Genomic DNA, 20,971 nt, shown 5'->3' with positions numbered 1-20,971 from the left:
ACGCTGAACCCTGCTTACATTTCAGAAGGTTTCTATGACACAGGCACCCACCGCATCGCTCACCCTCACGCCAGCAACCAGCCCGGCAGGCGGTAAGGATTTCGCGTCCTCCGTGATCTACCAGGTGTATCCCAAGTCCTTCTACTCCGCGGCGGGTGGCGCCTACGGCGACCTGCGCGGCGTCATCGAGAAGGTGCCCTACATTGCCTCCCTGGGCGTGGACATGGTGTGGTTCAACCCGTTCTTCGCCTCCCCGCAGAACGATAACGGCTACGATATCTCCGACTACTACTCCATCAACCCCGACCTGGGCACCATGGAGGACGTCGAAGAGATGATTGCTGTCCTCGCCGAGCACGGTGTGGGCGTTATGTTCGACATGGTCCTCAACCATGTTTCGACCGAGCACGAGTGGTTCCAGCGTGCGCTCGCCGGTGAGCGCGAATACTGGGACTACTTCTACATTCGCCCCGGCAAGTACACCGAGGACGGTCAGCTGCGTGAACCGACCAACTGGGAGTCGAAGTTCGGCGGCCCCTGCTGGTCCCGTTTCGGCGAGTACACGGATGAGCACGGCACTCCTCTGTTCTACATGCACCTGTACGACCGCACCCAGGCTGACGTGAATTGGTACAACCCTGTTGTGCGCGACGAACTGTTTAAGGTCGTGAACTTCTGGTACGAGAAGGGCGTGCGCGGTTTCCGTTTTGATGTCATTAACGTCATCGGTAAGGGCGAAGAGCTGCTCGACGCCCCCGAAGGCACCGTGGACAAGGCACAATACACCGACACCCCGATTGTGCACACCCGCATTCAGCAGCTGAACCGCACCTCGTTCGGTCAGTACGATGACACCGTGACCGTGGGCGAAATGTCCTCGACCAGCATCGAGAACTGCGTGGGCTACTCCAACCCGGCGAACCACGAGCTAGACATGGTGTTCAGCTTCCACCACCTGAAGGTGGACTACGAGAACGGCGAGAAGTGGTCGAAGGTGCCGTTCCGTTTTGCCGAGTTGAAGCAGATTCTGAACGATTGGGCACTGGGTATGCAGGCCGGCGGCGGCTGGAACGCGCTGTTCTGGAATAACCACGATCAGCCGCGCGCACTGAACCGTTTTGGTGACGTTGAGCGTTACCGTGCCGAGTCGGCGACCATGCTGGCGACCGTGATTCACCTGCTGCGCGGCACCCCGTACGTGTACCAGGGCGAGGAAATCGGCATGATTGACCCGGTCTACTCCTCGATCGAGCAGTACGTGGATGTGGAGGCGCACAACGCCTACGCGATGCTGCGTGAGCGCGGTCTGAGCGAGCAGCAGGCCCTGGAGATTGTGGCGTCGAAGGCTCGCGATAATTCGCGTGTGCCGATGCAGTGGACCGCGGATCCGGCGACTGCCGGTTTCGGCTCCGAGTCGCCGTGGCTGGCTCCCGGCCCGGTACGTGATGCGGCGACCGGCGCCGGTATTTCGGTGGAGGATGAGGAGCGCGACGGTGTGATTCTGCCCTACTACCGCAACCTGATTGCCCTGCGTAAGCAGTACCCGGTCATCTCTGTGGGTTCGTACGCGCCCTACGCGCTGGATCACGAGCGGGTGTTTGCGTACCTGCGTGAGCTTCCCGCTGAAGCTGAGAACGGTAGCCCGGCGCAGCGCCTGCTGGTGCTGACGAACTTCTACGGTGAGCCGACCGAGGTTGAGGTTCCGGCTGAATTCGTTCGTTCCGGTCGCGTGCTGGTGTGTAATTACAAAAATTCTGCGGTCGACTCCACTGCGACGGATTCTGCTGTATCTGATTCGACTGAGACGGTGACGCTGAGCTTGCGCCCCTACGAGGCGCTTGCGCTGCTGATTGAGGGCTAAAAGCGGTTCCGCGCCTCTCCCCTGGCCTGTGGGGCGGGATGATATAAACCGACCTGACAATATTCTATTTCTAGAATATTCCCAGGTCGGTTTTGTTTATAGACATTCCTATAGAGGAATTTATGTGGAATATCAGGCAGACTTTTAGAAGCCGTGCTCGTTCAGCCAGGTAGCCGCAGCCTGCGCGGGCTCCTGCTTGGAGGTACCCGAAACGCGGTCGTTGAGAGTGCGCAAATCGGCGGTGGTGAGCTTCGCCGAGACACGGTTCAGAACCTCCGCCGCGGAGTCGGGAACTCGCGACGTATTGATAATGGGCAGCACCTGCTGAGCCAGAATCATGTTCTTCGGATCTTCCAGCACCACCAGCTTGTTCTGCTCAATTGCGGGGGTGGTCGAGTAGAGGTCAACCACCTGCACGGTGTCATCCAACAGTGCCTTGACGGTCAGCGCGCCGCCGCCATCCGAGAGGGGCACAAACTCGGCGGGAACGCATCCGTACTTCTCTTTAAGGCCGGGGATGCCGTAGGCGCGCTCGGCAAACTCCGGGGCGGCGCCGAGCTTCAGATTCGTGCAGTGGGAGGCGAGGTCTTCAAGGCTTCGCAGACCGTATTTCTGGGCGGTCTGCGCGGTAACGACGAGCGAGTCCTTATCCTCCGCCGCGGAGGCGTTCAGGGCGCGAATTTCAGCCCCGGAGCCACCCGTGGTGAGGGTGCCGAGGGCGGCGGGTAGCGCCTGCAGAATCTCCTGCGCAGTGTTAGCTGTAGCCTTCGGGTCGAGGTAAAGCAGCAGGTTGCCGGAGTAGTCCGGGATAACGTCCACCGCACCGGAGGCGAGTGCCCCCAGGTACGCCTCGCGGGCGCCGATGCTCAGCTGGGTGCGGGCGTTGAATCCCGCTCGGGCGAGGGCTCCGGCGTAGATTTCGGCGAGGATTTGGGATTCGGCGAAGGCCGCTGAGCCGACGATGATTCCTTCGTGTTCGCCGCTGAAGACTTTGTCGCCGCTGAGCCCGCAGGCGCTGAGAATACCCGCCATGCCGAGCGCTCCGGCGGCGGTTAGGGCAGTGCGACGAGATACGGTAGGGCGCGTGAAGGTTTGATGCGTCTGATTCATCGGGTTCATGCCTTCTTCCGGTTGATGGTGAGCCCCGCGGGGGTGAGCGCACGCTGCACAAGGCCCATGAGCGCATCCACGGCGAAGGCGAGAAGCGCCACGAGCAGGGTTGCGACGAGCATGCGCGGGTAGTCGCGCACGGCGAGCCCGTCGAAGAGGTACCTGCCGAGGGTTCCGCCGCTCAGGTAGGCGACGATGGTCGCGGTTGCGATGACCTGCACGAGTGCGGAGCGGAGTCCGCCGAGCATCATGTTGGCGGCGAGCGGGATTTCGAGGCGGGTCAGAATCTGCCATTCGGTCAGGCCTTGGGCGCGGGCTGCGTCCACGAGATCTTCGGGTACGGCGGCGAGGCCTTCAAGAACTCCGGCGAGCAGAGGCGCCGCCGCAATAATAATGAGCACGATGAGGGCGGGCAGGGTCGAGACACCCAGCCAGAGTGCCAGGATAGTGAGCAGACCGAGCGCGGGCAGCGCGCGGGTGGCGGCAACGGTGCTCATGAGCAGGTTGCTACGGCCGCGGTTGGTGCCGTCGGAGGGTCGGTGGTGCCCTGCCCAGAGGCCGAGGGGCACGACGATGAGTGCCGCGCAGACGGTGGCAAGGGCGGTGACGCTCAGGTGTTCGAGCAGGCGCACGAGGATTCCGCCGCTTCCCTGCCAGTTGGCGCCGTCCATGAGGTAGGCGAAGGTTCGTTCTATGACGTTCACGGGTTATGCCTTCCTTTCGGGACTGCGGCGGTTCGCAACCGTAGCCGCCTGCCAGGGCGTAAATGCCCTCGTCAGAAGGATAAGGAGCAGGTCGAGGACCAACGCGAGCAGCAGGCTAAGGATCACGCCAGCCAGGATTTCCGAAGGGATATTGCGCGCGAGTCCGTCGGTGAAGAGCGTGCCGAGCGAGGGCACACCGATGAGGGCACCCACGGACACCATCGCAATATTTGCCACGGTTGCCACACGGATTCCCGACATAATGACGGGTGTAGCAAGGGGCAGGTAGAGCTCCATCAGCGCCTGTCGGGGCGTGTATCCGAGGGCGCGTGCAGATTCGTGCACGCTATCGGGTACGGAGTCGAAGGCATCCACACCGGAGCGCACCATGAGCGAGAAGGAGTAGACGCTCAGGGCGACGAGCACGTTCAGCGGGGAAATAATGGAGGTTCCCAGAATGAGCGGCATCAGCACGAACAGTGCGATGGAGGGGATGGTGTAGAGCAGCGAGGAGAGCTGCATGAGGGTTCGTGCACCGATGCGGCGTTCGGAACCGCGGTCACGGCGACGGCTCGCGTAGTAGGCGACCGGCAGCGCGACGAGAGCGCCAATCGCGACGGGTACGACGCCCTGGTAGAGGTGGCTGAGGGTCAGCTCTAGGATGCGCTGACTATTGGTGGCTACCCATTCCCAGTGCATGTCGCTTGCGGCGAGGGGTGATACCACTAGGGGCTGCGCGGCGAGAGGTGGTGCCGCGAGCACAATATTTTCTAGAAGACTCATTCGCTTTTCTCGCCTTCTACCGCACCGTTCTGCGCTTTTCGGGAGGCGGCAAGTCGGCGTGCGCGCGCCTGGCGCACCGTCTGCTCATCCAGCAGACCGGCAACGGAGCGGCTCACGAAGGAGCGCACAAAATCATCGGCGGGGCTGTAGAGAATCTCTTCTGGAGTACCGAACTGTGCGAGGCGGCCGCCCTCCGCGAAGACGGCGATTGTATCGCCGAGCAGAAGCGCCTCATCAATGTCGTGGGTGACGAACACAATCGTCTTGGCGAGTTCCCCCTGTAGGCGTAGCAGCTCTTTCTGCAGGTCGGTGCGCACTACCGGATCCACTGCGGAGAACGGCTCGTCCATCAGCAGGACGGGCGCATCGGCGGCGAGAGCACGTGCCACACCAACGCGCTGCACCTGACCGCCCGAAAGCTGGGAGGGGTAGCGCTTGGCGTACGAAGAATCCAGACCGACCACGTCGAGCAGTTCGAGGGCGCGAGCTTGCGCCTCCTTGCGGGAGGCACCGAGCAGACGCGGCACGGTGGCAATATTCTGTGCGACGGTGCGGTGCGGCATGAGACCGCCCTGCTGCATGACGTAGCCAATGCCGCGGCGCAGCTCGTAGGGGTTCTTTTCGTGCACGTTCACGCCGTCAATGGTGATGGTGCCGCTATTGGGCTCTACCATGCGGTTAATCATGCGCAGACTAGTGGTTTTACCGCATCCGGAGGGGCCGACGAACACGGTAATCTGACCGGCGGGGATGTGCAGATTCAGGTCCTGCAGTACCGTGGTGGGTTCGCCGGTTCGGCTCGGGTAGTTCTTGGTGATGTTCTCGAAGCGAATTCCGCCTGCGGGGTTGCTGTCAGCGGCAGAATTTTTTGCCCAGGGAATCTGGGCTGAGCTCGGAATCTGAGGTGAGCTCTCCGGAGGCTGTGAGCTGGGATTCTGAGCGGTCATGGGTGCGGTGGTCCTTTCTGCAGTGGCTATAGGGCAGGTGACTCTGTATACAATCTATATACAAAAAGGCGGCATCTCAGGGTTTTATTCCCAAGATGCCGCCTTTTCGACGGTTTTGCAGTATCTGCAACCGCAAAGTTTTTTAAAAACAAAACCCGCCCCACTGTAGAAGCCTGGAGGCGGATTTCGTGGCTCCGACCGGCGTCGATCCGGTGACCTTACGATTTTCAGTCGTACGCTCTACCAACTGAGCTACAGAGCCTTGCGTATTTACTTTTAGATACGCAATGACCGCGTCTTCGGATGAATAATCATCTGAACTTACGCGGCCAGAGCGACCCCGACGGGACTTGAACCCGCGACCTCCGCCGTGACAGGGCGGCGCGCTAACCAACTGCGCTACGGGGCCTTGTTGGAATCAACAGAAGTAAACTCTATATCATCTAACTTGGCTTTGCAAATCGTGAGATTTGCAAGTACCCCCAACGGGATTTGAACCCGTGCTACCGCCGTGAAAGGGCGGCGTCCTAGGCCGCTAGACGATGGGGGCCTAGTCGATCGAACAGGTTCCGTTTTCTTCATCCCGTCGTTCGAACCTCCACTAGTCTATGACAGATTTGCGGAGGCGTGCAAACCGTTTTGTTCGATTTTACCCGATTTTGACCCCCATTTTCGACCATTTATAGCCTGGCACATATGTGTTTAAGCTTGTCAATGACGATTCAGAAAAACTTCAAAAAATTTTAAAATTTCTTCACAACACCCCATATCAGGAGCTTTTGGAGGGGTTTTAGCGACTTTTGGGTGCCTGCAGAGGCCTCGAAGAAGCCCTATTTCCCGCTCTGATTTCTACAGATTTTCTACAAACTCCTCCGAAACTCCTCCGAAATTTTGTTTCGAAGATGCCGGCATCAGTCCCGCAAGAATTCCAAAAACCCACCTTCACATCTCTTATACACCCCTCTTATGCGCATCGCAGCGGCCAAAAAACTCCACAATATCTCCAAAAAATTTTCGACAACTTTCTACGCGCTTATATAGGACATGCAGGCAAGACGCTACCCTGGGTGCAAATATCTGCAAGAGAGTGCACAGCAACACCTCTCTAGAGGGTTCACCCCAGCCTCCCCGGAGCCCTCAAAAATGTGCCGCGCAAAGCAACTACAGGCCAGAATGCACGTAGATGCAAATATTCACTCTTGGGAATACAATAAACCGGCTTGTCAGACGCTTATTTTTCTCTCAGTGCAGATATCTACGCAATTATGACGACTCAGAAATATAAAGATTTGATAAACCTCTAGCGATTGACAAGGAGAGATGAAAGCCGGCTGAAAATACCCCCTGAAATAGCTTGAAGCCCCCTCTTTGAGCACCGTACTATAGAGGGCGTGAGGTCACTTCCGGACCTTGCACGGGGCCACTTCCGGAGCCCCAGACGTAAAGTCACCGCACATTACAGCACCGATAAACCGCATAGAGATCCAAAGGGGGATCCAGTGTCCGCAACGATGAATCGCCGCACGGCATTCCGTGCACTCGGCGTAGGCACCGCAACCATCGCTCTCGGCTGTGCAGCTGCACCTGCAGCGCAGGCACAGCAGATGGCGCACCCGCAGAAGGCAATGACTGCCGACCAGCAGCTCAAGCTGATTCTGCGCCGCCTAGAGCAGGTACCTGCCCGTTTGAAGTATGCGAAGCCTGGATCCTCCAACCGCGTTAATAGCGGCATTGAGAGCGCACTGGGCAACCTGACCACCGTCCAGGGCACTGACGCAGGCCGTCAGATTGCAAGCGCTAAGGCCGCTGTTCGTAAGTCTGATGGACGCGCCCACGCAGCGCTCTCCCCCGTTGGTGTTATTGCCTGCGTTGTCAGTATTGCAAAGTTTGTCATTCAGCTGGGCATCGCCATTTACAAGCTTATTAAGGCACTCGTTAACGCCTTCAAGCAGTGGAAGACCTTCAAGAACATCGTGAAGGCCGTTATTTCTGGTGAAGCCCGCAAGAAGCTGGGTACTGAAACTGAAACCGTACTCAAGGCCATTTTGGGCATTGAAGACGTCCTCAAAAAGTGTGCATAGTCTACACACCGTACGGCTATGCGCTTGTTTAGAGAGCTAATCTTGGTGTTTCTTTAGCTTTCTAGACCCCGTTAAGGGATGCGCCGCACGTGGAGTCACTGCATGGGCTCGTTGCGCGTCCGGGTAGCCGGAGGGTATGTCCTCGAGTGTCTTCGGCACCTACCCAACCCACCCCGCATGACCTCATGGTGCGGGGTGGGTTTCTTTAACCGCTCTTTCGATAGCTCTTCCGGGCGAGCGCTTCTTGAGCTTCCTCCCCCGCTACTCCCCTACTTCTTATTACCTCCTTATATATAGACAAAAATCGACCCCGCACCGGTTCACGGTACGGGGTCGATTTCTATACTCTACGTACTCAACGTAAGGATTACTCGCCGCGGGAGACGTTAATCATCTCGTCGCGGTCCACAACCTTCACACGGGCGCGAGGCTCACCGGCTGCATCCTTGGATGCGGCGCCCAGTGCCTTCTCGTGGTCGTCCAGGCGGTGCCAGCCTTCCCAGGTGGTGTACTTGATGCCCTTGGAGTCCAGGTAGGCGCTGAATGCCTCTGCCTCCGGCTCGGGTGCGGTGTAGAGGTTCTCGCGGTCCTCGAGCAGGTGGGTGATGGTCTCAAGTGCGTCAGACTTGGTGGAGCCAATCAGGCCGACGGGGCCGCGCTTGATCCAACCGGATGCGTACAGGCCGGGAACGACCTCGCCGTTCTCGTCCACGACGCGACCCTCAACGTTGGTGATGACGCCGCGCTTGTCGTCGTAACCGATTTCGGGCAGTTCGGAACCGAAGTAGCCGATTGCACGGTAGACGGCCTGTACGGGGTAGTCCACGTACTCGCCGGTGCCGATGATGCCGCCGTTGCCGTCGAGCTTGTTGCGTTCCATGCGCAGGCCCACGACCTTGCCGTCTTCGCCGAGGATTTCGTGCGGGGACTGCAGGAAGTGCAGGTGCAGGCGGCGGGATGCGGTCTGCTCGTTGTTCTTCTGGTCTTCCAGCCAGCCGCGCAGGGTCTTCATCATGACCTTGGTCTGTGCGTTCTTCTCCATTGCTTCTTCGGAAGCAGCGTCGAACTGGAAGTCCTCTTCGTACAGGACGATGTCCACGTCGCGGGAGTGTGCGAGTTCGCGCAGCTCGAGCGGGGTGAACTTCATCTGTGCGGGGCCGCGGCGACCGAAGACGTGCACGTCGGTCACGGGGGAAGCCTTCAGACCCTCGTAGACGTTGTCGGGGATTTCGGTGACGAGCAGGTCGTCAGCGTGCTTGGAGAGGATGCGGGAGACGTCCAGAGCGACGTTGCCGTTACCAAGCACTGCAACCTGCTCAGCTTCGAGCGGCCAGGTGCGGGGGTAGTCGGGGTGGCCGTCGTACCAGGAGACGAAGTCTGCTGCGCCGTAGGAGCCGTCCAGGTCGATGCCCTTAATGTTCAGGGGTGCATCAAAAATCGCGCCGGTTGCGAAGATGATGGCGTCGTAGTGTTCGCGCAGGTCGGCGAGGGTCAGGTCCTTGCCGTATTCGACGTTGCCGAAGAAACGGATGTCGCCGCGGTCCAAGACCTTGTGCAGCGCGGTGATGATGCCCTTGATACGGGGGTGATCCGGTGCCACACCGTAGCGGATCAGGCCGAAGGGGGCGGGGTAGCGGTCGAAGATGTCGATGGCGACCTCGACGGCGCCGGTGCGGACCTCTTCAGACTTGGTGAGGATGTCGGCGGTGTAAATACCGGCGGGACCTGCACCAATAACGGCGACGCGCAGGGGGCGTGCTGCTTCAGACACGAAAATCTTCCTTTCGAAGTTCACCGTCCGGCGCCCGGTGCGGCGCGAACAGGCGGTGAGCTTAGTGTTCACTTCCTGCCTATTTTACCGGGGATTGACGGGTGTTCGGGGGCTTATATGTCGTCGCCCACTAAATAGGACAATTTTCTGTCACCTAATCCGGGCGGGGTCACCTAATCCGGGGAGGTGCGGCACGGTCGGTTCCGGAACCCTGCGCACGCGGCGGGCGTAAAAACTGCCCCACCCTCCGAGGTGCAGGAGGGCGGGGCAGGGTGTGGAACACGCATCCGCGTGGGTCTTTGTCACCTCAACCGCATGCGGGCGAGGAGTTGAAGGGCCGAAGCTTAGTAGAGGCGAAGCTTAGCGCGCCTCGACGGGGTACTCGGCGTCCGGCTCACCGGTGATGCGGTTACGCAGGTCGCGACGAACCAGTTCGATGGACCAGAGCCAGATGATGTGGCCGAAGAATTCGGAGAAGTGCTCACCGAAAGGCTGGTTCCAGGGGCGGGCACAATGCCCATTGCGGGCATGATGCTCCTGCGTTGTGGTGTGGTGCGCTTAGTGCCTCAACCCTAGCGCAATCCCAATATCATTCATAGGGTTTTCTCACATAAACCCACTTAAAACCAAAATCACCTTTATTTTTATATCATCTTGACTAGTGTTTTTATTTTCCATATACTCCACAAAAATTTTACTGACAGATTTCACACAAAATGTCACATACCTTCACGTAGTAATTTAAAGCTTCTCAATATCACTCCTTCAGAGCAGCTCAACCCCACACAAAACCCCCGGCACGGTGAGAAAAAATCACCACGCCGGGGGCTATGTATATAGGGCCTAAACATACGACCCGCACCGAGCTGTACAGACTAGGAGGCGGGTACCGCCTCAAAGGTCACGACCAGTTCCTCGCGTTCACCGAAGCGGACCAGGTGGCGGTCCAGCACATCCGCCAGACCAGCAGCCAACTCGTCGCTTTCGGCGCGCACCTCCATGACGAGTGCACCGTCGGTTTCGCGCAGGTCACCGTAGCCGCGGAAAATACCGTCGCGGTTGAAGGTGAGGCGCAGACCGTCGGGCAGTTCTGCGGTGCCGAGCTTGCGACCCATGTGCGAGCCGAGCTGCTTAATGTATCGGGCGGGGCGGTCGGTTGCTACGACGGCGCGCTGGCGTACCGGCAGGGATTCTGCGGCGGGATAGTTCTCAGCGGTGTTTTCTTGGGAAGTTTCAGTCACGGTGGACTCCTTCTTATCTATGCCGAATTCTCATCTATGCCGAAAAAGGCTCACCACACAGAACCCTGCATCCGGCGACGCTTTGTTTCACCTCGAATATAGCAGAAACTTAGGGTCTACTAACCTAACAAACTATCATTGTTCGCGTAGAGGCGATAAACAACCACCGTTCTTTACATGCCTACCTCTTGAGCTTAATCTCAGCAGCAGCACCCAAATGTGCCGAAGTCACCGCATCGTCCAAATGTTTAAAATCCGACCGGTCAGTATACGTAATCGTCAAAACAGCCTTCTGCCCATCGCACAGAAGAGTCTGGGAGAACTCAACATTCTTCGCAGCCGAACGAATAGCATTAAGCTCTTCAGTCCGCGCAAGAGCTTGCTGCACATCCTCCGGTGAAGAAGCTGTTGCACAGGCTGGTGTAGTGGTCGAATACTCATTCAGCCATGGCTCAAAAGCTCCACCCCAGTACAGACCCAGAAGAGCGCCAACAAACACCACGCAAGATACTAGAACGCCCACCACTTTTCGCGGCAGGTGCCGCAATCCGTTTTTTCGAGGGGTATCGCCTCCTGAATTTTCCGGCACACGATCATACTCGTCACGAGCTAGGGGGCTCCTTGTCGTCATGATTTATTCTCCTTCCGATGAGAATTTACGTTTACATCCGCTAATCCCGAATCGGGAATTCTGGTAGGGGCTTCAAGACGGCATAGCCTATCGCAGGCGGTCATCATATCTGCATCATGAGTCGCCACGATAACTGTGGCTCCACGCCGAGCAGCAGAGCTCAACAGCTCCACAACCAATGCCCGGTTCTCAGCATCGAGACTTGCCGTCGGCTCATCCGCAAAAATGTAGCGCACACCCTTGTGGATTGCCCGAGCGATACCCACCCTCTGCTTCTCACCACCACTCAGCAGGGCAGCCGAAGTACGTTCCTTCCCTTCAAGGCCAATGACACTCAGAAGCTCACGGCTCTCATCCGTAATTCGAGCACGACCAAAGGTCTTACGATCAAGCAGAATATTCTCGATAACGCTCCATTCCTCAATAATTCCGTAATCCTGAAAAACGAAGGAAGCTTCATCCGCCCAGAACGCAAGACGCTCCTTCTCGCGAGCACGTTCCATATGCCGACCCCCAATAACAACCTCACCCTCATGAGGCGGCATCAGCAGACCCAACACATTCAAAAGCGTCGTTTTACCGCATCCGCTCGGACCCACAATGCCAGTTACTTCCCCCGCATATGCCTCAAAGTGGGGACTCTGGAGAATGGGCTGCCCCTGCGCATACACCACAATGTTGCGGGAGGCGATAGTTACCTCAGGGTGTTCCACATTGCCAGAGGGATAAACAGTATTCCTCATCATTCACTCCTATACGTGACGACGGTGAACCGTCGCGGAGAAGATACGGTTAAAACTCAGTCTCAGCACCAACGCCAGAATAGTGCCGTACAACAGCGGTGCCGCCATCGCTGAAAAGGCGTACTCTGCTCCCTGCACCAGAAGAAGTACCAACCCAGCAGCAGAGCAAAGGCACACAATGCAGGCTTCCTTCAGAAGGTACCCACTAAAAATTGTTCTGAGAGGCAGACCAGCAGTACGTAAAACAAAATCATTACGAGCACGAGCCGCAAGGGTAATGTACGTATTAATTGCTGTGCCAATAATGAGTGCCGCACAGAGAATTGCTAGGCCCACAAGATGCGCAACATACTGGTTACGTTCCAGCTGCGCGATGTAAAGGTGTTCTTCTCCCGCGCGGTCCACAGAAAGTAGGGTCTGCCCAATTTCCTCAGCGTTGTAGGCAGCCCGTACAGACGCAGGCTGAGAGACCATGACGTTACCGGTAGTCAAGGCCGCAGAAATAAAGGAAGGTTGTAGATTCTGCGTCGCCGATTCGGTTACCACAAGAACAGGCTTTTTATAGTTCAGAAGCCGTGAATCCTGAGAGCTCAAAGCAGGCACCTTTACCCCCGACGAGTTGGTTTTATCCTCCACAGTGAGCAGAGTAAATCCGCGATCCTCCCGGTCCTTCTGGTGGAAAGAATACTCTGCACGCAAAGACTGAGATCCAGGGAAGTTGCTATCCTCAACGTTCTTGAACGACAAGCCAAGACGCTGCTGAAGAAGGTCCACATAGGCGCGGTTCACCATAAGAGCACCATCGTATCCGCTACCCTCCAAACCCTTAACGTTTTCCAACGCATAGGACAAGAGGACACCGTTCCGTGATTCAAGAGAACCTAAAGCACGCACTGTAGCCTGGTCGTAGGAGGCGAGCGCCTGTTCATCCCGTATCGTCGCTTCAGGCACGTTCACCCGTAAGGTGTACTGGTCAGAAAGAAGAGACCAGCCAGCCGCCGAATCGCTCCTACCCAAACTCACTTGAGCGCTTGAGACCAGACCCGGAATAGTGCACGCCACTAAAACCACCACAGCATACTTAGCGATTGCACTCGGAACTGTAAAACGTCGATACGCCGGTTCCCTACGTCCCACAGCAGTAATACTCGGCCAAGTCATGAGGTTGATCAGCAGTAGAGCAACCAGCATGAGAACGGTAAACACGGCAAAAATCAGCGCCGTAACCCCCAACAGTTGAGGAAGATGCGCCACACCATACACGAACCCCTCTACGCATCCCATGCACAATGCTGTTACCACTGCAGGAGGTAGCGCCAGGAGCAGGAGGTCTTGTGCATCCCTTCGCTGCAGACGCTGCGGGGAGTATCCGTTCAGAAGCAGAATATTCTGAGTTCGCGAACGGACCGACAACCACCCCATGATTGCGGTACAGAAGAGCACAGCGAGGCAGATAAGGCTCGTCAGAGAGCCCGAAGAAGTAACTGCCTCGTAGACAACACGCACCGGGTTAACGGAGGTAACTTTAACATCCATGCCTTGTTCACGGGCAAGGTTTTCAAAAGCACGCACAAATTCTTGGCTACCCGCTAGCGCGTATTGGCCGTCAAGCGAAGAATCCCCAAGTGCTCGTGACGGATATTTTTTCCCGTGCTTATCCGGGTCGAACCAATCGATAGTTTCACCGTCAGAGCTCAGTGAATTCGCCCCAAACACGTAGACGGATTTTCCGTGCCAAAAATCTTCGGGGTCGGCGACCACCTTGAGTAGCTGGGCACCATCGGCAGCGTAGCGATCCACCAGAGTATCAAAGTTCTGAATCAGCTCAGACTTAGACTGTTGCGAAGCACGGAGAGAAAGCTGTGCCTGCGCATTGGTACCCAGAGGAGTCTGCGTCTCCAGGACAGAGATGAGGGCGCTACCCAGCAGAAAGGTCAGAACTGTGCACAATACTGCGCACACTCTCAGAGCATTTTTCATCGTTGAATCCCCGTCTGTAGCGGGTGGGTCTAAACTTCACCACCGCAGGCCTGGTGCTAGAAGACTACCACCTTCACAACCTAAATGGTATAGATTTTCGAATTATTTAGATTCAAAACATATATTTTTTTGCTAGTCAGCGGATTTTATAGTTTCTACAGTGCCTTTTCAGGCTTTCTGAACGAAAGCTGGGAGTTTCCTGGATTAACGCTTAGAGAAACTTTAACCGTAGAATATTTCGGTAACAACAGTGTCACCTCCCCAACACACCGGGAAGTGGCACTTTTTTATGCGGGCTCGGAACCCCGAGTCACGCCCCGACTATGAGTATCTACGGATTTTCACGAATGTCTTCTGAGAACACCGCGGCTCCCCAGAGCCCCAAGGCAGAGGCCAAGGGCGCACTGGACCGTTACTTCAAGATCACTGAGCGAGGCTCCACCATCGCCGCAGAATTCCGCGGCGGCCTCGCCACCTTCTTCGCGATGAGCTACATCGTCGTGCTGAACCCCCTCATTATCGGCCTCGGCAAGGACGCATCCGGCAACGCGCTCGGCGTACCGCAGGTCGCAGCAATGACCGCACTGGTCGCAGGCGTCATGACCATCCTCATGGGCGTCGTCGCCAAGCAGCCCTTCGCCATGGCGGCAGGCCTCGGCGTGAACGCACTGCTGGCAACCACCATCGCCTCCACCCCCGGACTGACCTGGCCCGCCATCATGGGCCTCGTCGTATGGGCTGGTGTGCTGATGACCATCCTCGTGCTGACCGGCTTCCGCACCGCAGTGTTCAACGCGGTCCCCGAATCGCTTAAGGTCGCAATCGTCGTCGGTATCGGCTTCTTCATTGCCTTCATCGGCCTCGTCAACGCAGGTATCATCCGCCGCATGCCCGACGCAGCAGGCACCACCGTGCCCGTCTCCTTCGGCGTCAGCGGTCACCTGCTCGGCTGGCCCACCCTCGTCTTCCTCTTCGGCCTGTTCCTCACCATTGCGCTGTTCATCCGCAACGTGAAGGGTGCAATCCTCTACGGCGTGCTCGCCTCCACCGCCCTCTCCATCATCCTGGAGAAGGTCGTGCCCTCCGGCAGCTCGGTTAAGTCCCCCACCGGCTGGTCCCTGAACGTCCCCGTCTGGGACTCCAGCACCAGCAAGCTGCCCAACTTCTCCCTGTTCGGCTCCGCTGACCTGTTCGCTGCCTTCGGCACCCTCGGCGGCATGGCTGCAGTTCTGCTGATCTTCACCATCCTCATCTCCGCGTTCTTCGACGCAATGGGCACCTCCGTCGGTCTCGCAACCGAAGCAGGCACCATCAAGGACGGCCAGATTGAGAACGTCGACAAGGTCCTGCTCGTGGACGCCCTCGGCTCCGTAGCCGGCGGTGGCACCTCCTCCTCCGCAAGCCAGATCTTCGTGGAGTCCGCAACCGGTATCGGCGCGGGCGCACGCACCGGCTTCGCGAACGTCGTCACCGGCGCACTGTTCCTCGTCGCAATCTTCCTGTCCCCGCTGGTCACCATCGTGCCCTTCGAAGCTGTTGCACCCGCAATGGTGTTCGTTGGCTTCCTGATGATCCGCCAGGCAGTGAACATCGACTGGAACGACTGGGGTCTGGGTATCCCCGCGTTCATGACCATCATCTTCATGCCCCTGTCCTACTCCATCGCGGACGGTATCGGCGCAGGCTTCCTGTCCTACGTCTTCATCCGCCTGGTGCAGGGTCGCGGCAAGGACGTGCACTGGCTCATGTACGTGGTTTCCGCAGTGTTCCTCATCTTCTTCGCTAACGGCCTGATTACCGGCTGGATGCACTAAATACATCGGGTGCCGAACCCTCCACACGTGGAGGCGCAGGCACCAGCTGGGCGGGGTATCGGCACCTTTGGAGTGCCGGTACCCCGCCCTGCGCTATTCTTCCCTCTACCCCAACTACCCAATTCTGGTTGCAGGGGCCGGGGAAACACCACATCACCGACTGAACCGCCGCACACAACGCGTTTCAATGGCACAAGTTAGGAGGCGGCGCCTACAATGGTTGAACCATTGTGGCGCCCGGTTATGAGCCTAGCCCGCGAGCTTTACCTGCGAAACCGGCGGCGCAACAGTACACACCGAACAACATCAACGGATCCTCACATGTCTGAACCCCAGAAGGCGGTAGCGCCCACCAGCGCACTCGACCGCTACTTCAAGATTTCCGAACGCGGCTCCTCCATCGCCGCAGAATTCCGCGGCGGCCTCGCCGCGTTCTTCGCCATGAGCTACATCGTGGTGCTGAACCCCCTCGTCATCGGCCTCGGCAAGGACGCATCCGAACGCACCCTCGGTATCGCACCCGTCGCGGCTGTGACCGCGCTGGTTGCCGGCGTGATGACCATCCTCATGGGTGTTATCGCCAAGCAGCCCTTCGCCATGGCGGCTGGCCTGGGCGTGAACGCGCTGCTCGCCTCCACCATTGCCACCACCCCGAACCTGACCTGGGCAGACATCATGGGCCTGGTCGTTCTTGCCGGTCTGATCATGACCGTTCTGGTGCTCACCGGCTTCCGTACCGCGGTGTTTGAGGCGGTCCCCGAGTCGCTCAAGACCGCGATTGTGGTCGGTATCGGCTTCTTTATTTCCTTTATCGGTCTGGTCGACTCCGGCATTATCCGCCGCATGCCTGACGCAGCTGGCACCACCGTTCCGGTGAGCCTCGGCGCGGGCGGTCACCTGCTCGGCTGGCCCACCCTCATCTTCCTCTTCGGCCTGTTCTTCACCATCGCCCTGTTCATCCGTAACGTGAAGGGCGCGATCCTGTGGGGCGTGCTCGCCTCCACCGCACTGTCCCTGATTCTGGAGGCGGTTGTCCCCTCCGGTTCCGTGAAGGAATCGGCAACCGGCTGGTCCCTGAACGTGCCTTCCCTTGCGGACATGAAGTTCACCACCCCGAACTTCTCCCTCATCGGTTCCGCTGACCTGTTCGGCGCATTCACCCACATCGGTCCGCTGGCTGCTTCGCTGCTGGTGTTCACCATTCTGCTGTCCGTGTTCTTCGACGCGATGGGCGTTTCGGTGGGTCTTGCCGCCGAGGCTGGCACCATGAAGGACGGCAAGGTTGAGGACATCGACAAGGTCCTGCTCGTGGACGCTTTCGGTTCCGTTGTCGGTGGTGGAGCGTCCGGTTCGGCGAACCAGATTTTCGTGGAATCCGCTACCGGTATTGGTGCGGGTGCACGCACCGGCTTTGCGAACATTGTGACCGGTGTGCTGTTCCTGCTGGCGATTTTCATTTCGCCGCTGGTCACCATCGTTCCTTTCGAGGCGGTTGCTCCGGCGCTGGTCGTGGTCGGCTTCCTGATGATCCGCCAGGCCGTGAATATTGACTGGACCGACTGGGGTCTGGGTATTCCGGCGTTCCTGACCATTATTTTCATGCCGCTGTCGTACTCGATTGCGAACGGTATTGGTGCCGGCTTCGTGGCGTACACTTTCATTCGCCTGGTGCAGGGCCGCGGTAAGGACGTGCACTGGCTGATGTACCTGGTGTCCGCGGTGTTCGTGATCTACTTCGGTATGGGCATCATTAACGGCTGGACTAGCTAAGTCCGCTAGCCCCGATAGTTAGCCTCATTGAGAGGCGTCAACAAAGAATGGCAGAATCGTTCCGGTTTCGGAATGATTCTGCCATTTCTTTATCTGCCCACCCGCACTCAGCATGTACGAGAGGCAAGGAAAGTGACGAGACTTAGCGGACGTCTCCATCCACGTAGAACCAGGCGCCGCCCACCTTCTCAAAGCGCGACAGCTCATGCATGCTGCCCTTCACCCGCTCCTCCGCAGGAACACCCGGCACCGAACGGTAATACGCAACGAACTCCACCGTACCGGACGCATCAAACGGGCCACCCGAAGCACCCAGAATATCCAGGCGATACCAGCGGATATCATCCTCCAACTCCAAGGCGGGCGGGCGAGTACTCGGATGCCAGCTCGCCAGCAGGTACGCCGCATCCCCTGTCGCAAACGCGGTAAAACGCGAGCGCATCAGCTGCTCCGGCGCGGGAGCAGTCAGCGTGCCGGAGGCGGCAAACTCGCCCAGGAACCTGCCGCAGCAGGCGCCGTACACCTCGCCGCTCGAGCAGGGGCAGCGGTCATCGTGGTTAAGTTCAACCTGGTTCAGTTCAGTCATGCCAACCAGTATAAAGAACGCGCCGCTTCAAGAAAGCCCGCATCAAGAAAGCACAGCGCAAAGAAACGCCCGCCCTGCCGGGGGTACAAATCCTCCAGCAGAACGGGCGTTCTTGTTTTCAATCGTTAAGTTTGAGCGAACCTACACGGTACGCTTCAGCGGCAACGCTTATTCAGCGATTGCGCGAGCCGGGGTGTCAGCAGCCGAAGGCTTGCCCACGTATGCGCCGCGGTACTTAGCAGCCGGGTGGGAGTCAGCAACCTTGGTGTGGCCCTTACCGAAGATGTTCTCACGCAGGGTGTTGCCTTCGTACTCGGTGCGGTAGCGGCCGCGCTTCTGCAGCTCGGGAACAACGTACTCGATGAAGTCCTCGAACGAACCCGGGGAGACGTGGTAAGCCAGGTTGATGCCGTCCAGGCCACCCTCGTCGATCCAACGCTCCAGCTCGTCAGCAACCTGAACCGGGTCACCAACAATGACCTCGCCCATGCCGCCGAGGGTGGTGTGCTCAGCGATGTCCTTGCGGGTCCACTTCTTGTCCTTCGCCTGCAGGGTGAAGGGGGTCAGGAAGGACTGAATCGACTCGGTCTGCACGTAGTTCAGGACCTCGTCCTCGTCGAACTGGGACAGGTCAACACCGGACCATCCGCCGACAATAGCCTGTGCAGAGTCGAGGTTCACGTACTTCTTGTACTCCTCGTACTTTGCCTTTGCCTTCTCTTCGGTCTCATCCACGATGACGGAGAGCATTGCGAGGATCTTGACGTCGTCGCGGCTACGGCCCTGCTCCTCTGCAGCGGCGCGAATACGGTCGGTCACAACGCGGGTCAGGTCCGGGCGCAGGGCGCTGATGAACACAGCCTCAGCGTGCTTGCCGGAGAACTGCTGGCCGCGGCTGGATGCGCCAGCCTGGAAGATCACGGGGGTGCGCTGCGGGCTCGGCTCAGTCAGGGAGATACCGGGCACGGAGAAGTACTTGCCCTTGTGGCCAATCGGGTGGACCTTGGAGGGGTCAGCGTAGATGCCGCGCTCGCGGTCCTTGATGACTGCGCCGTCTTCCCAGGAGCCTTCCCACAGCTTGTAGCAGACGTCCAGGAACTCGTCGGCGATTTCGTAGCGCTCGTCGTGCGGGATCTGGGTGGGCAGACCCTGGTTCTCAGCAGCCGAAGGCAGGTAAGAAGTCACAACGTTGAAGCCGACGCGGCCCTCAGTGAGGTGGTCGAGGGAGGCGTAGCGGCGAGCCAGGGTGTAGGGCTGCTCGAAAGTAGCGGCAGCAGTCACACCGAAGCCGAGGTGCTCGGTCACTGCAGCCATTGCAGAAATCTGGGTTGCGGGGTCATTCACGGGAACCTGAGCGGCACCTTCAATGGCGGGAGCGGCAGAGTTCTTGTACACGTCGTAGATACCAACAACGTCAGCGATGAACACGGCGTCAAACAGGCCGCGCTCAAGGGTCTTAGCCAGGTCAGTCCAGTACTTGATGGTGTTGTACTCGGTTGCGCGGGAGCGCGGGTGACGCCAGAGGTCGAAGCTCTGGTGACCGATGCAGGTCATTTCGAATGCGTTAACTACGATGCGCTTCTTCTGCTCAGCCATCGATTTTCCTTTCGCGAATGATCGGGGACGATCGGGTTAGTGCCCTGCACCCCGCGCGCCGCCTCCTTCTTGCCTTCTGCGTTCGGTGGTGGCCTTCGTGCAGGTGGCGCGTTCGCGCCGTACTTGCCTCTTTCCGTTGAGGCCAGATCATCATCTGGGGCACCCCGCTACGGGAGAGGGTTGCCGCCCGGCTAGCCAGAGCTTAGCGCCGGGACTCATGATCTCGTGGTTTGAGTGTACGGGGCGCGCGGGAGGGAGGTCACGTTTGTGACGAAAAAATCTTTTTGTGACGTGGAACCGAAATATTTCGTGATAAATGCGAAATATACGGTCATAGAAATTCATACGCGCCCGCAGGGTTGATTGAGGCACGCCACAGCCCATAGGGTGGGAGAAGCAAACCATCCAGAGCGACTGAGAGACCTGGCTCCACGACGTCGCAGCAACCGGCACGGATTCTTCCGCCCCCGGTGCTAACGCCAGGAACGATGGAAGTGACATGACACTCAACAGTGCAGTAACTGACGTACCCACCAGTGAAAAGAACGGCCGCCGTGCCGTATCCACCGCCGCCGTCCCCTTGAGCTTTGAAGGCGTCGGACAATCTTTCCCCGTGCCCGGCGGAACCCACGAAGTTCTTCGCGGAGTCTCCTTCACCGCAGCCCCCGGCGAGATTATCTCCGTCATCGGCTCCTCCGGATGCGGCAAATCCACTCTCCTGCGTGCAGCAGCAGGCCTGAACCGCATCACCGCAGGTACCGTGCGTATCGGCGAGAAGGCAGTGACCGGCCTCGACCCCCGCGTAGCTATCGGCTTTCAGGAACCGCGCCTGCTCCCCTGGCGCACCGTCGCCGACAACGTGGCTCTCGGACTACCGCAGGGCACCAAAAAATCTGAAGGCGCAGCATCCGTAGCGCGCCTGCTCGACCTGGTCGGACTGGGCGAATACGCAACCCACCGTCCCAAGGAAATTTCAGGCGGTATGGCTCAGCGCGTGTCCCTGGCGCGAGCGCTCGCACGCAACCCCGGCGTGCTGCTGCTCGACGAGCCCTTCGGTGCTCTGGACGCGCTGACCCGCATCAACATGCAGGATTTGCTGTTGGACGTGCACCGTCAAGACCCGACCACGATTCTGCTGGTCACCCACGATGTGGAAGAGGCGCTGTACCTCTCTGACCGGGTGATCGTCCTCGGTAAGGACACCCCGGAGGCGCCCGCCACCATCCAGCGCATTGTGACCGTTGACCGTTCTCACCCCCGTGACCGCGCCGATGCAGAGATCACGGCGCTGCGTAGCGAACTGTTGGCTGAGCTCGGCGTGGAAGATAACGCCTAAAGCCGCCACGAAACGCA

The 20,971-nt window shown here is 58.6% G+C and carries 16 protein-coding genes, 3 tRNA genes, 1 pseudogene and 2 riboswitches; of the genes and pseudogenes, 5 read left to right on the top strand and 15 right to left on the bottom strand.

Going from position 1 to position 20,971, the window contains the following annotated elements:
- The first annotated feature begins 34 nt into the window (after positions 1-34).
- Positions 35-1,861: an alpha,alpha-phosphotrehalase gene (locus tag HMPREF2845_RS07035; RefSeq protein ID WP_070634287.1), complete on the top strand. Its 1,827-nt coding sequence runs from the start codon at positions 35-37 to the stop codon at positions 1,859-1,861.
- Positions 1,862-2,005: 144 nt separating this feature from the next.
- Here the strand turns inward: HMPREF2845_RS07035 and HMPREF2845_RS07030 are convergent, their stop codons facing one another.
- From HMPREF2845_RS07030 to HMPREF2845_RS07000, 7 genes are all read right to left on the bottom strand, one after another.
- Entirely contained in the window at positions 2,006-2,971 is a 966-nt protein-coding gene (locus tag HMPREF2845_RS07030; protein ID WP_070634349.1) for an ABC transporter substrate-binding protein, read from the bottom strand.
- Between the two features lie 5 nt (positions 2,972-2,976).
- Positions 2,977-3,675 (bottom strand): ABC transporter permease, encoded by a 699-nt coding sequence (locus tag HMPREF2845_RS07025; RefSeq protein ID WP_070634286.1) that lies wholly within the window; start codon positions 3,673-3,675, stop codon positions 2,977-2,979.
- A gap of 3 nt (positions 3,676-3,678) precedes the next feature.
- The gene (locus tag HMPREF2845_RS07020; RefSeq protein WP_070634285.1) at positions 3,679-4,458 is read right to left on the bottom strand and encodes an ABC transporter permease; all 780 of its coding nucleotides are present in this window, start codon (positions 4,456-4,458) and stop codon (positions 3,679-3,681) included.
- Positions 4,455-5,405 (bottom strand): ABC transporter ATP-binding protein, encoded by a 951-nt coding sequence (locus tag HMPREF2845_RS07015; RefSeq protein WP_070634284.1) that lies wholly within the window; start codon positions 5,403-5,405, stop codon positions 4,455-4,457. The genes HMPREF2845_RS07020 and HMPREF2845_RS07015 overlap by 4 nt, the downstream gene beginning before the upstream one ends.
- A 189-nt stretch (positions 5,406-5,594) precedes the next feature.
- Positions 5,595-5,667: transfer RNA gene (locus HMPREF2845_RS07010), tRNA-Phe, on the bottom strand.
- A gap of 73 nt (positions 5,668-5,740) precedes the next feature.
- Positions 5,741-5,814 (bottom strand) — tRNA-Asp (locus tag HMPREF2845_RS07005).
- A gap of 68 nt (positions 5,815-5,882) precedes the next feature.
- A tRNA-Glu gene (locus tag HMPREF2845_RS07000) sits at positions 5,883-5,955 on the bottom strand.
- A 949-nt stretch (positions 5,956-6,904) separates the two neighbouring features.
- Between HMPREF2845_RS07000 and HMPREF2845_RS06995 the strand changes: the two genes are divergently transcribed.
- Entirely contained in the window at positions 6,905-7,486 is a 582-nt protein-coding gene (locus HMPREF2845_RS06995; protein WP_005507238.1) for a hypothetical protein, read from the top strand.
- Between the two features lie 367 nt (positions 7,487-7,853).
- Here HMPREF2845_RS06995 and HMPREF2845_RS06990 read toward each other — a convergent pair whose 3' ends face one another.
- The 6 genes and pseudogenes from HMPREF2845_RS06990 to HMPREF2845_RS06970 form a co-directional block, all read right to left on the bottom strand.
- Positions 7,854-9,257, bottom strand: a complete 1,404-nt coding sequence (locus tag HMPREF2845_RS06990; protein ID WP_070634283.1) for an FAD-dependent oxidoreductase — start codon at positions 9,255-9,257, stop codon at positions 7,854-7,856.
- A 360-nt stretch (positions 9,258-9,617) separates the two neighbouring features.
- Positions 9,618-9,734, bottom strand: a pseudogene (locus HMPREF2845_RS09255) (DUF1440 domain-containing protein); the annotation flags it as partial.
- Between the two features lie 398 nt (positions 9,735-10,132).
- Positions 10,133-10,498 (bottom strand): DUF2218 domain-containing protein, encoded by a 366-nt coding sequence (locus HMPREF2845_RS06985; RefSeq protein ID WP_070634282.1) that lies wholly within the window; start codon positions 10,496-10,498, stop codon positions 10,133-10,135.
- A 181-nt stretch (positions 10,499-10,679) separates the two neighbouring features.
- Entirely contained in the window at positions 10,680-11,129 is a 450-nt protein-coding gene (locus HMPREF2845_RS06980) for a hypothetical protein (protein ID WP_246824635.1), read from the bottom strand.
- Positions 11,126-11,875 (bottom strand): ABC transporter ATP-binding protein, encoded by a 750-nt coding sequence (locus HMPREF2845_RS06975; RefSeq protein ID WP_070634281.1) that lies wholly within the window; start codon positions 11,873-11,875, stop codon positions 11,126-11,128. Before HMPREF2845_RS06975 ends, HMPREF2845_RS06980 begins: the two co-directional genes overlap by 4 nt.
- Before the next feature lie 6 nt (positions 11,876-11,881).
- On the bottom strand, positions 11,882-13,852 hold the full coding sequence (locus HMPREF2845_RS06970; RefSeq protein WP_070634280.1) for a hypothetical protein: 1,971 nt from the start codon (positions 13,850-13,852) through the stop codon (positions 11,882-11,884).
- 347 nt (positions 13,853-14,199) lie between these two features.
- On the opposite strand from HMPREF2845_RS06970, the gene HMPREF2845_RS06965 reads away from it, so the two are divergent.
- Both HMPREF2845_RS06965 and HMPREF2845_RS06960 read left to right on the top strand, forming a co-directional pair.
- Positions 14,200-15,666 carry an NCS2 family permease gene (locus tag HMPREF2845_RS06965; RefSeq protein ID WP_070634279.1) on the top strand — a complete coding sequence of 489 codons (1,467 nt, stop codon included), beginning with the start codon at positions 14,200-14,202 and terminating at the stop codon, positions 15,664-15,666.
- Between the two features lie 321 nt (positions 15,667-15,987).
- Complete coding sequence (locus HMPREF2845_RS06960) at positions 15,988-17,436, top strand: NCS2 family permease (RefSeq protein WP_070634278.1); 1,449 nt, start codon at positions 15,988-15,990, stop codon at positions 17,434-17,436.
- A gap of 142 nt (positions 17,437-17,578) precedes the next feature.
- Here the strand turns inward: HMPREF2845_RS06960 and HMPREF2845_RS06955 are convergent, their stop codons facing one another.
- Both HMPREF2845_RS06955 and HMPREF2845_RS06950 read right to left on the bottom strand, forming a co-directional pair.
- Positions 17,579-18,022, bottom strand: coding sequence for a YchJ family protein (locus HMPREF2845_RS06955; RefSeq protein ID WP_012904244.1), 444 nt, complete (start codon positions 18,020-18,022; stop codon positions 17,579-17,581).
- Between the two features lie 168 nt (positions 18,023-18,190).
- Positions 18,191-19,618: an LLM class flavin-dependent oxidoreductase gene (locus HMPREF2845_RS06950; RefSeq protein WP_070634277.1), complete on the bottom strand. Its 1,428-nt coding sequence runs from the start codon at positions 19,616-19,618 to the stop codon at positions 18,191-18,193.
- 114 nt (positions 19,619-19,732) lie between these two features.
- Positions 19,733-19,841: riboswitch (SAM riboswitch) on the bottom strand.
- 175 nt (positions 19,842-20,016) lie between these two features.
- A riboswitch (SAM riboswitch) is annotated at positions 20,017-20,113 on the top strand.
- Between the two features lie 4 nt (positions 20,114-20,117).
- Between HMPREF2845_RS06950 and HMPREF2845_RS06945 the strand changes: the two genes are divergently transcribed.
- Entirely contained in the window at positions 20,118-20,954 is an 837-nt protein-coding gene (locus HMPREF2845_RS06945) for an ABC transporter ATP-binding protein (protein WP_012904246.1), read from the top strand.
- Positions 20,955-20,971 lie beyond the last annotated feature (17 nt).

The sequence above is a fragment of the Rothia sp. HMSC065B04 genome, from assembly GCF_001812285.1.
In the GTDB taxonomy this organism is placed as follows: domain Bacteria; phylum Actinomycetota; class Actinomycetes; order Actinomycetales; family Micrococcaceae; genus Rothia; species Rothia mucilaginosa.
The sequence above is the reverse complement of the archived record's forward strand: the minus strand, read 5'-3'. Positions and strand labels throughout refer to the sequence as shown.

Excerpts from the sequence above, each read along its gene's own strand:
- HMPREF2845_RS07035 (WP_070634287.1), top strand. The coding sequence starts at position 35 with ATGACACAGGCACCCACCGCATCGCTCACCCTCACGCCAGCAACCAGC.
- HMPREF2845_RS07030 (WP_070634349.1), bottom strand. The coding sequence starts at position 2,971 with ATGAATCAGACGCATCAAACCTTCACGCGCCCTACCGTATCTCGTCGC.
- HMPREF2845_RS07020 (WP_070634285.1), bottom strand. The coding sequence starts at position 4,458 with ATGAGTCTTCTAGAAAATATTGTGCTCGCGGCACCACCTCTCGCCGCG.
- HMPREF2845_RS07015 (WP_070634284.1), bottom strand. The coding sequence starts at position 5,405 with ATGACCGCTCAGAATCCCAGCTCACAGCCTCCGGAGAGCTCACCTCAG.
- HMPREF2845_RS06980 (WP_246824635.1), bottom strand. The coding sequence starts at position 11,129 with ATGACGACAAGGAGCCCCCTAGCTCGTGACGAGTATGATCGTGTGCCG.
- HMPREF2845_RS06975 (WP_070634281.1), bottom strand. The coding sequence starts at position 11,875 with ATGATGAGGAATACTGTTTATCCCTCTGGCAATGTGGAACACCCTGAG.
- HMPREF2845_RS06970 (WP_070634280.1), bottom strand. The coding sequence starts at position 13,852 with ATGAAAAATGCTCTGAGAGTGTGCGCAGTATTGTGCACAGTTCTGACC.
- HMPREF2845_RS06965 (WP_070634279.1), top strand. The coding sequence starts at position 14,200 with ATGTCTTCTGAGAACACCGCGGCTCCCCAGAGCCCCAAGGCAGAGGCC.
- HMPREF2845_RS06960 (WP_070634278.1), top strand. The coding sequence starts at position 15,988 with ATGTCTGAACCCCAGAAGGCGGTAGCGCCCACCAGCGCACTCGACCGC.
- HMPREF2845_RS06955 (WP_012904244.1), bottom strand. The coding sequence starts at position 18,022 with ATGACTGAACTGAACCAGGTTGAACTTAACCACGATGACCGCTGCCCC.
- HMPREF2845_RS06950 (WP_070634277.1), bottom strand. The coding sequence starts at position 19,618 with ATGGCTGAGCAGAAGAAGCGCATCGTAGTTAACGCATTCGAAATGACC.
- HMPREF2845_RS06945 (WP_012904246.1), top strand. The coding sequence starts at position 20,118 with ATGACACTCAACAGTGCAGTAACTGACGTACCCACCAGTGAAAAGAAC.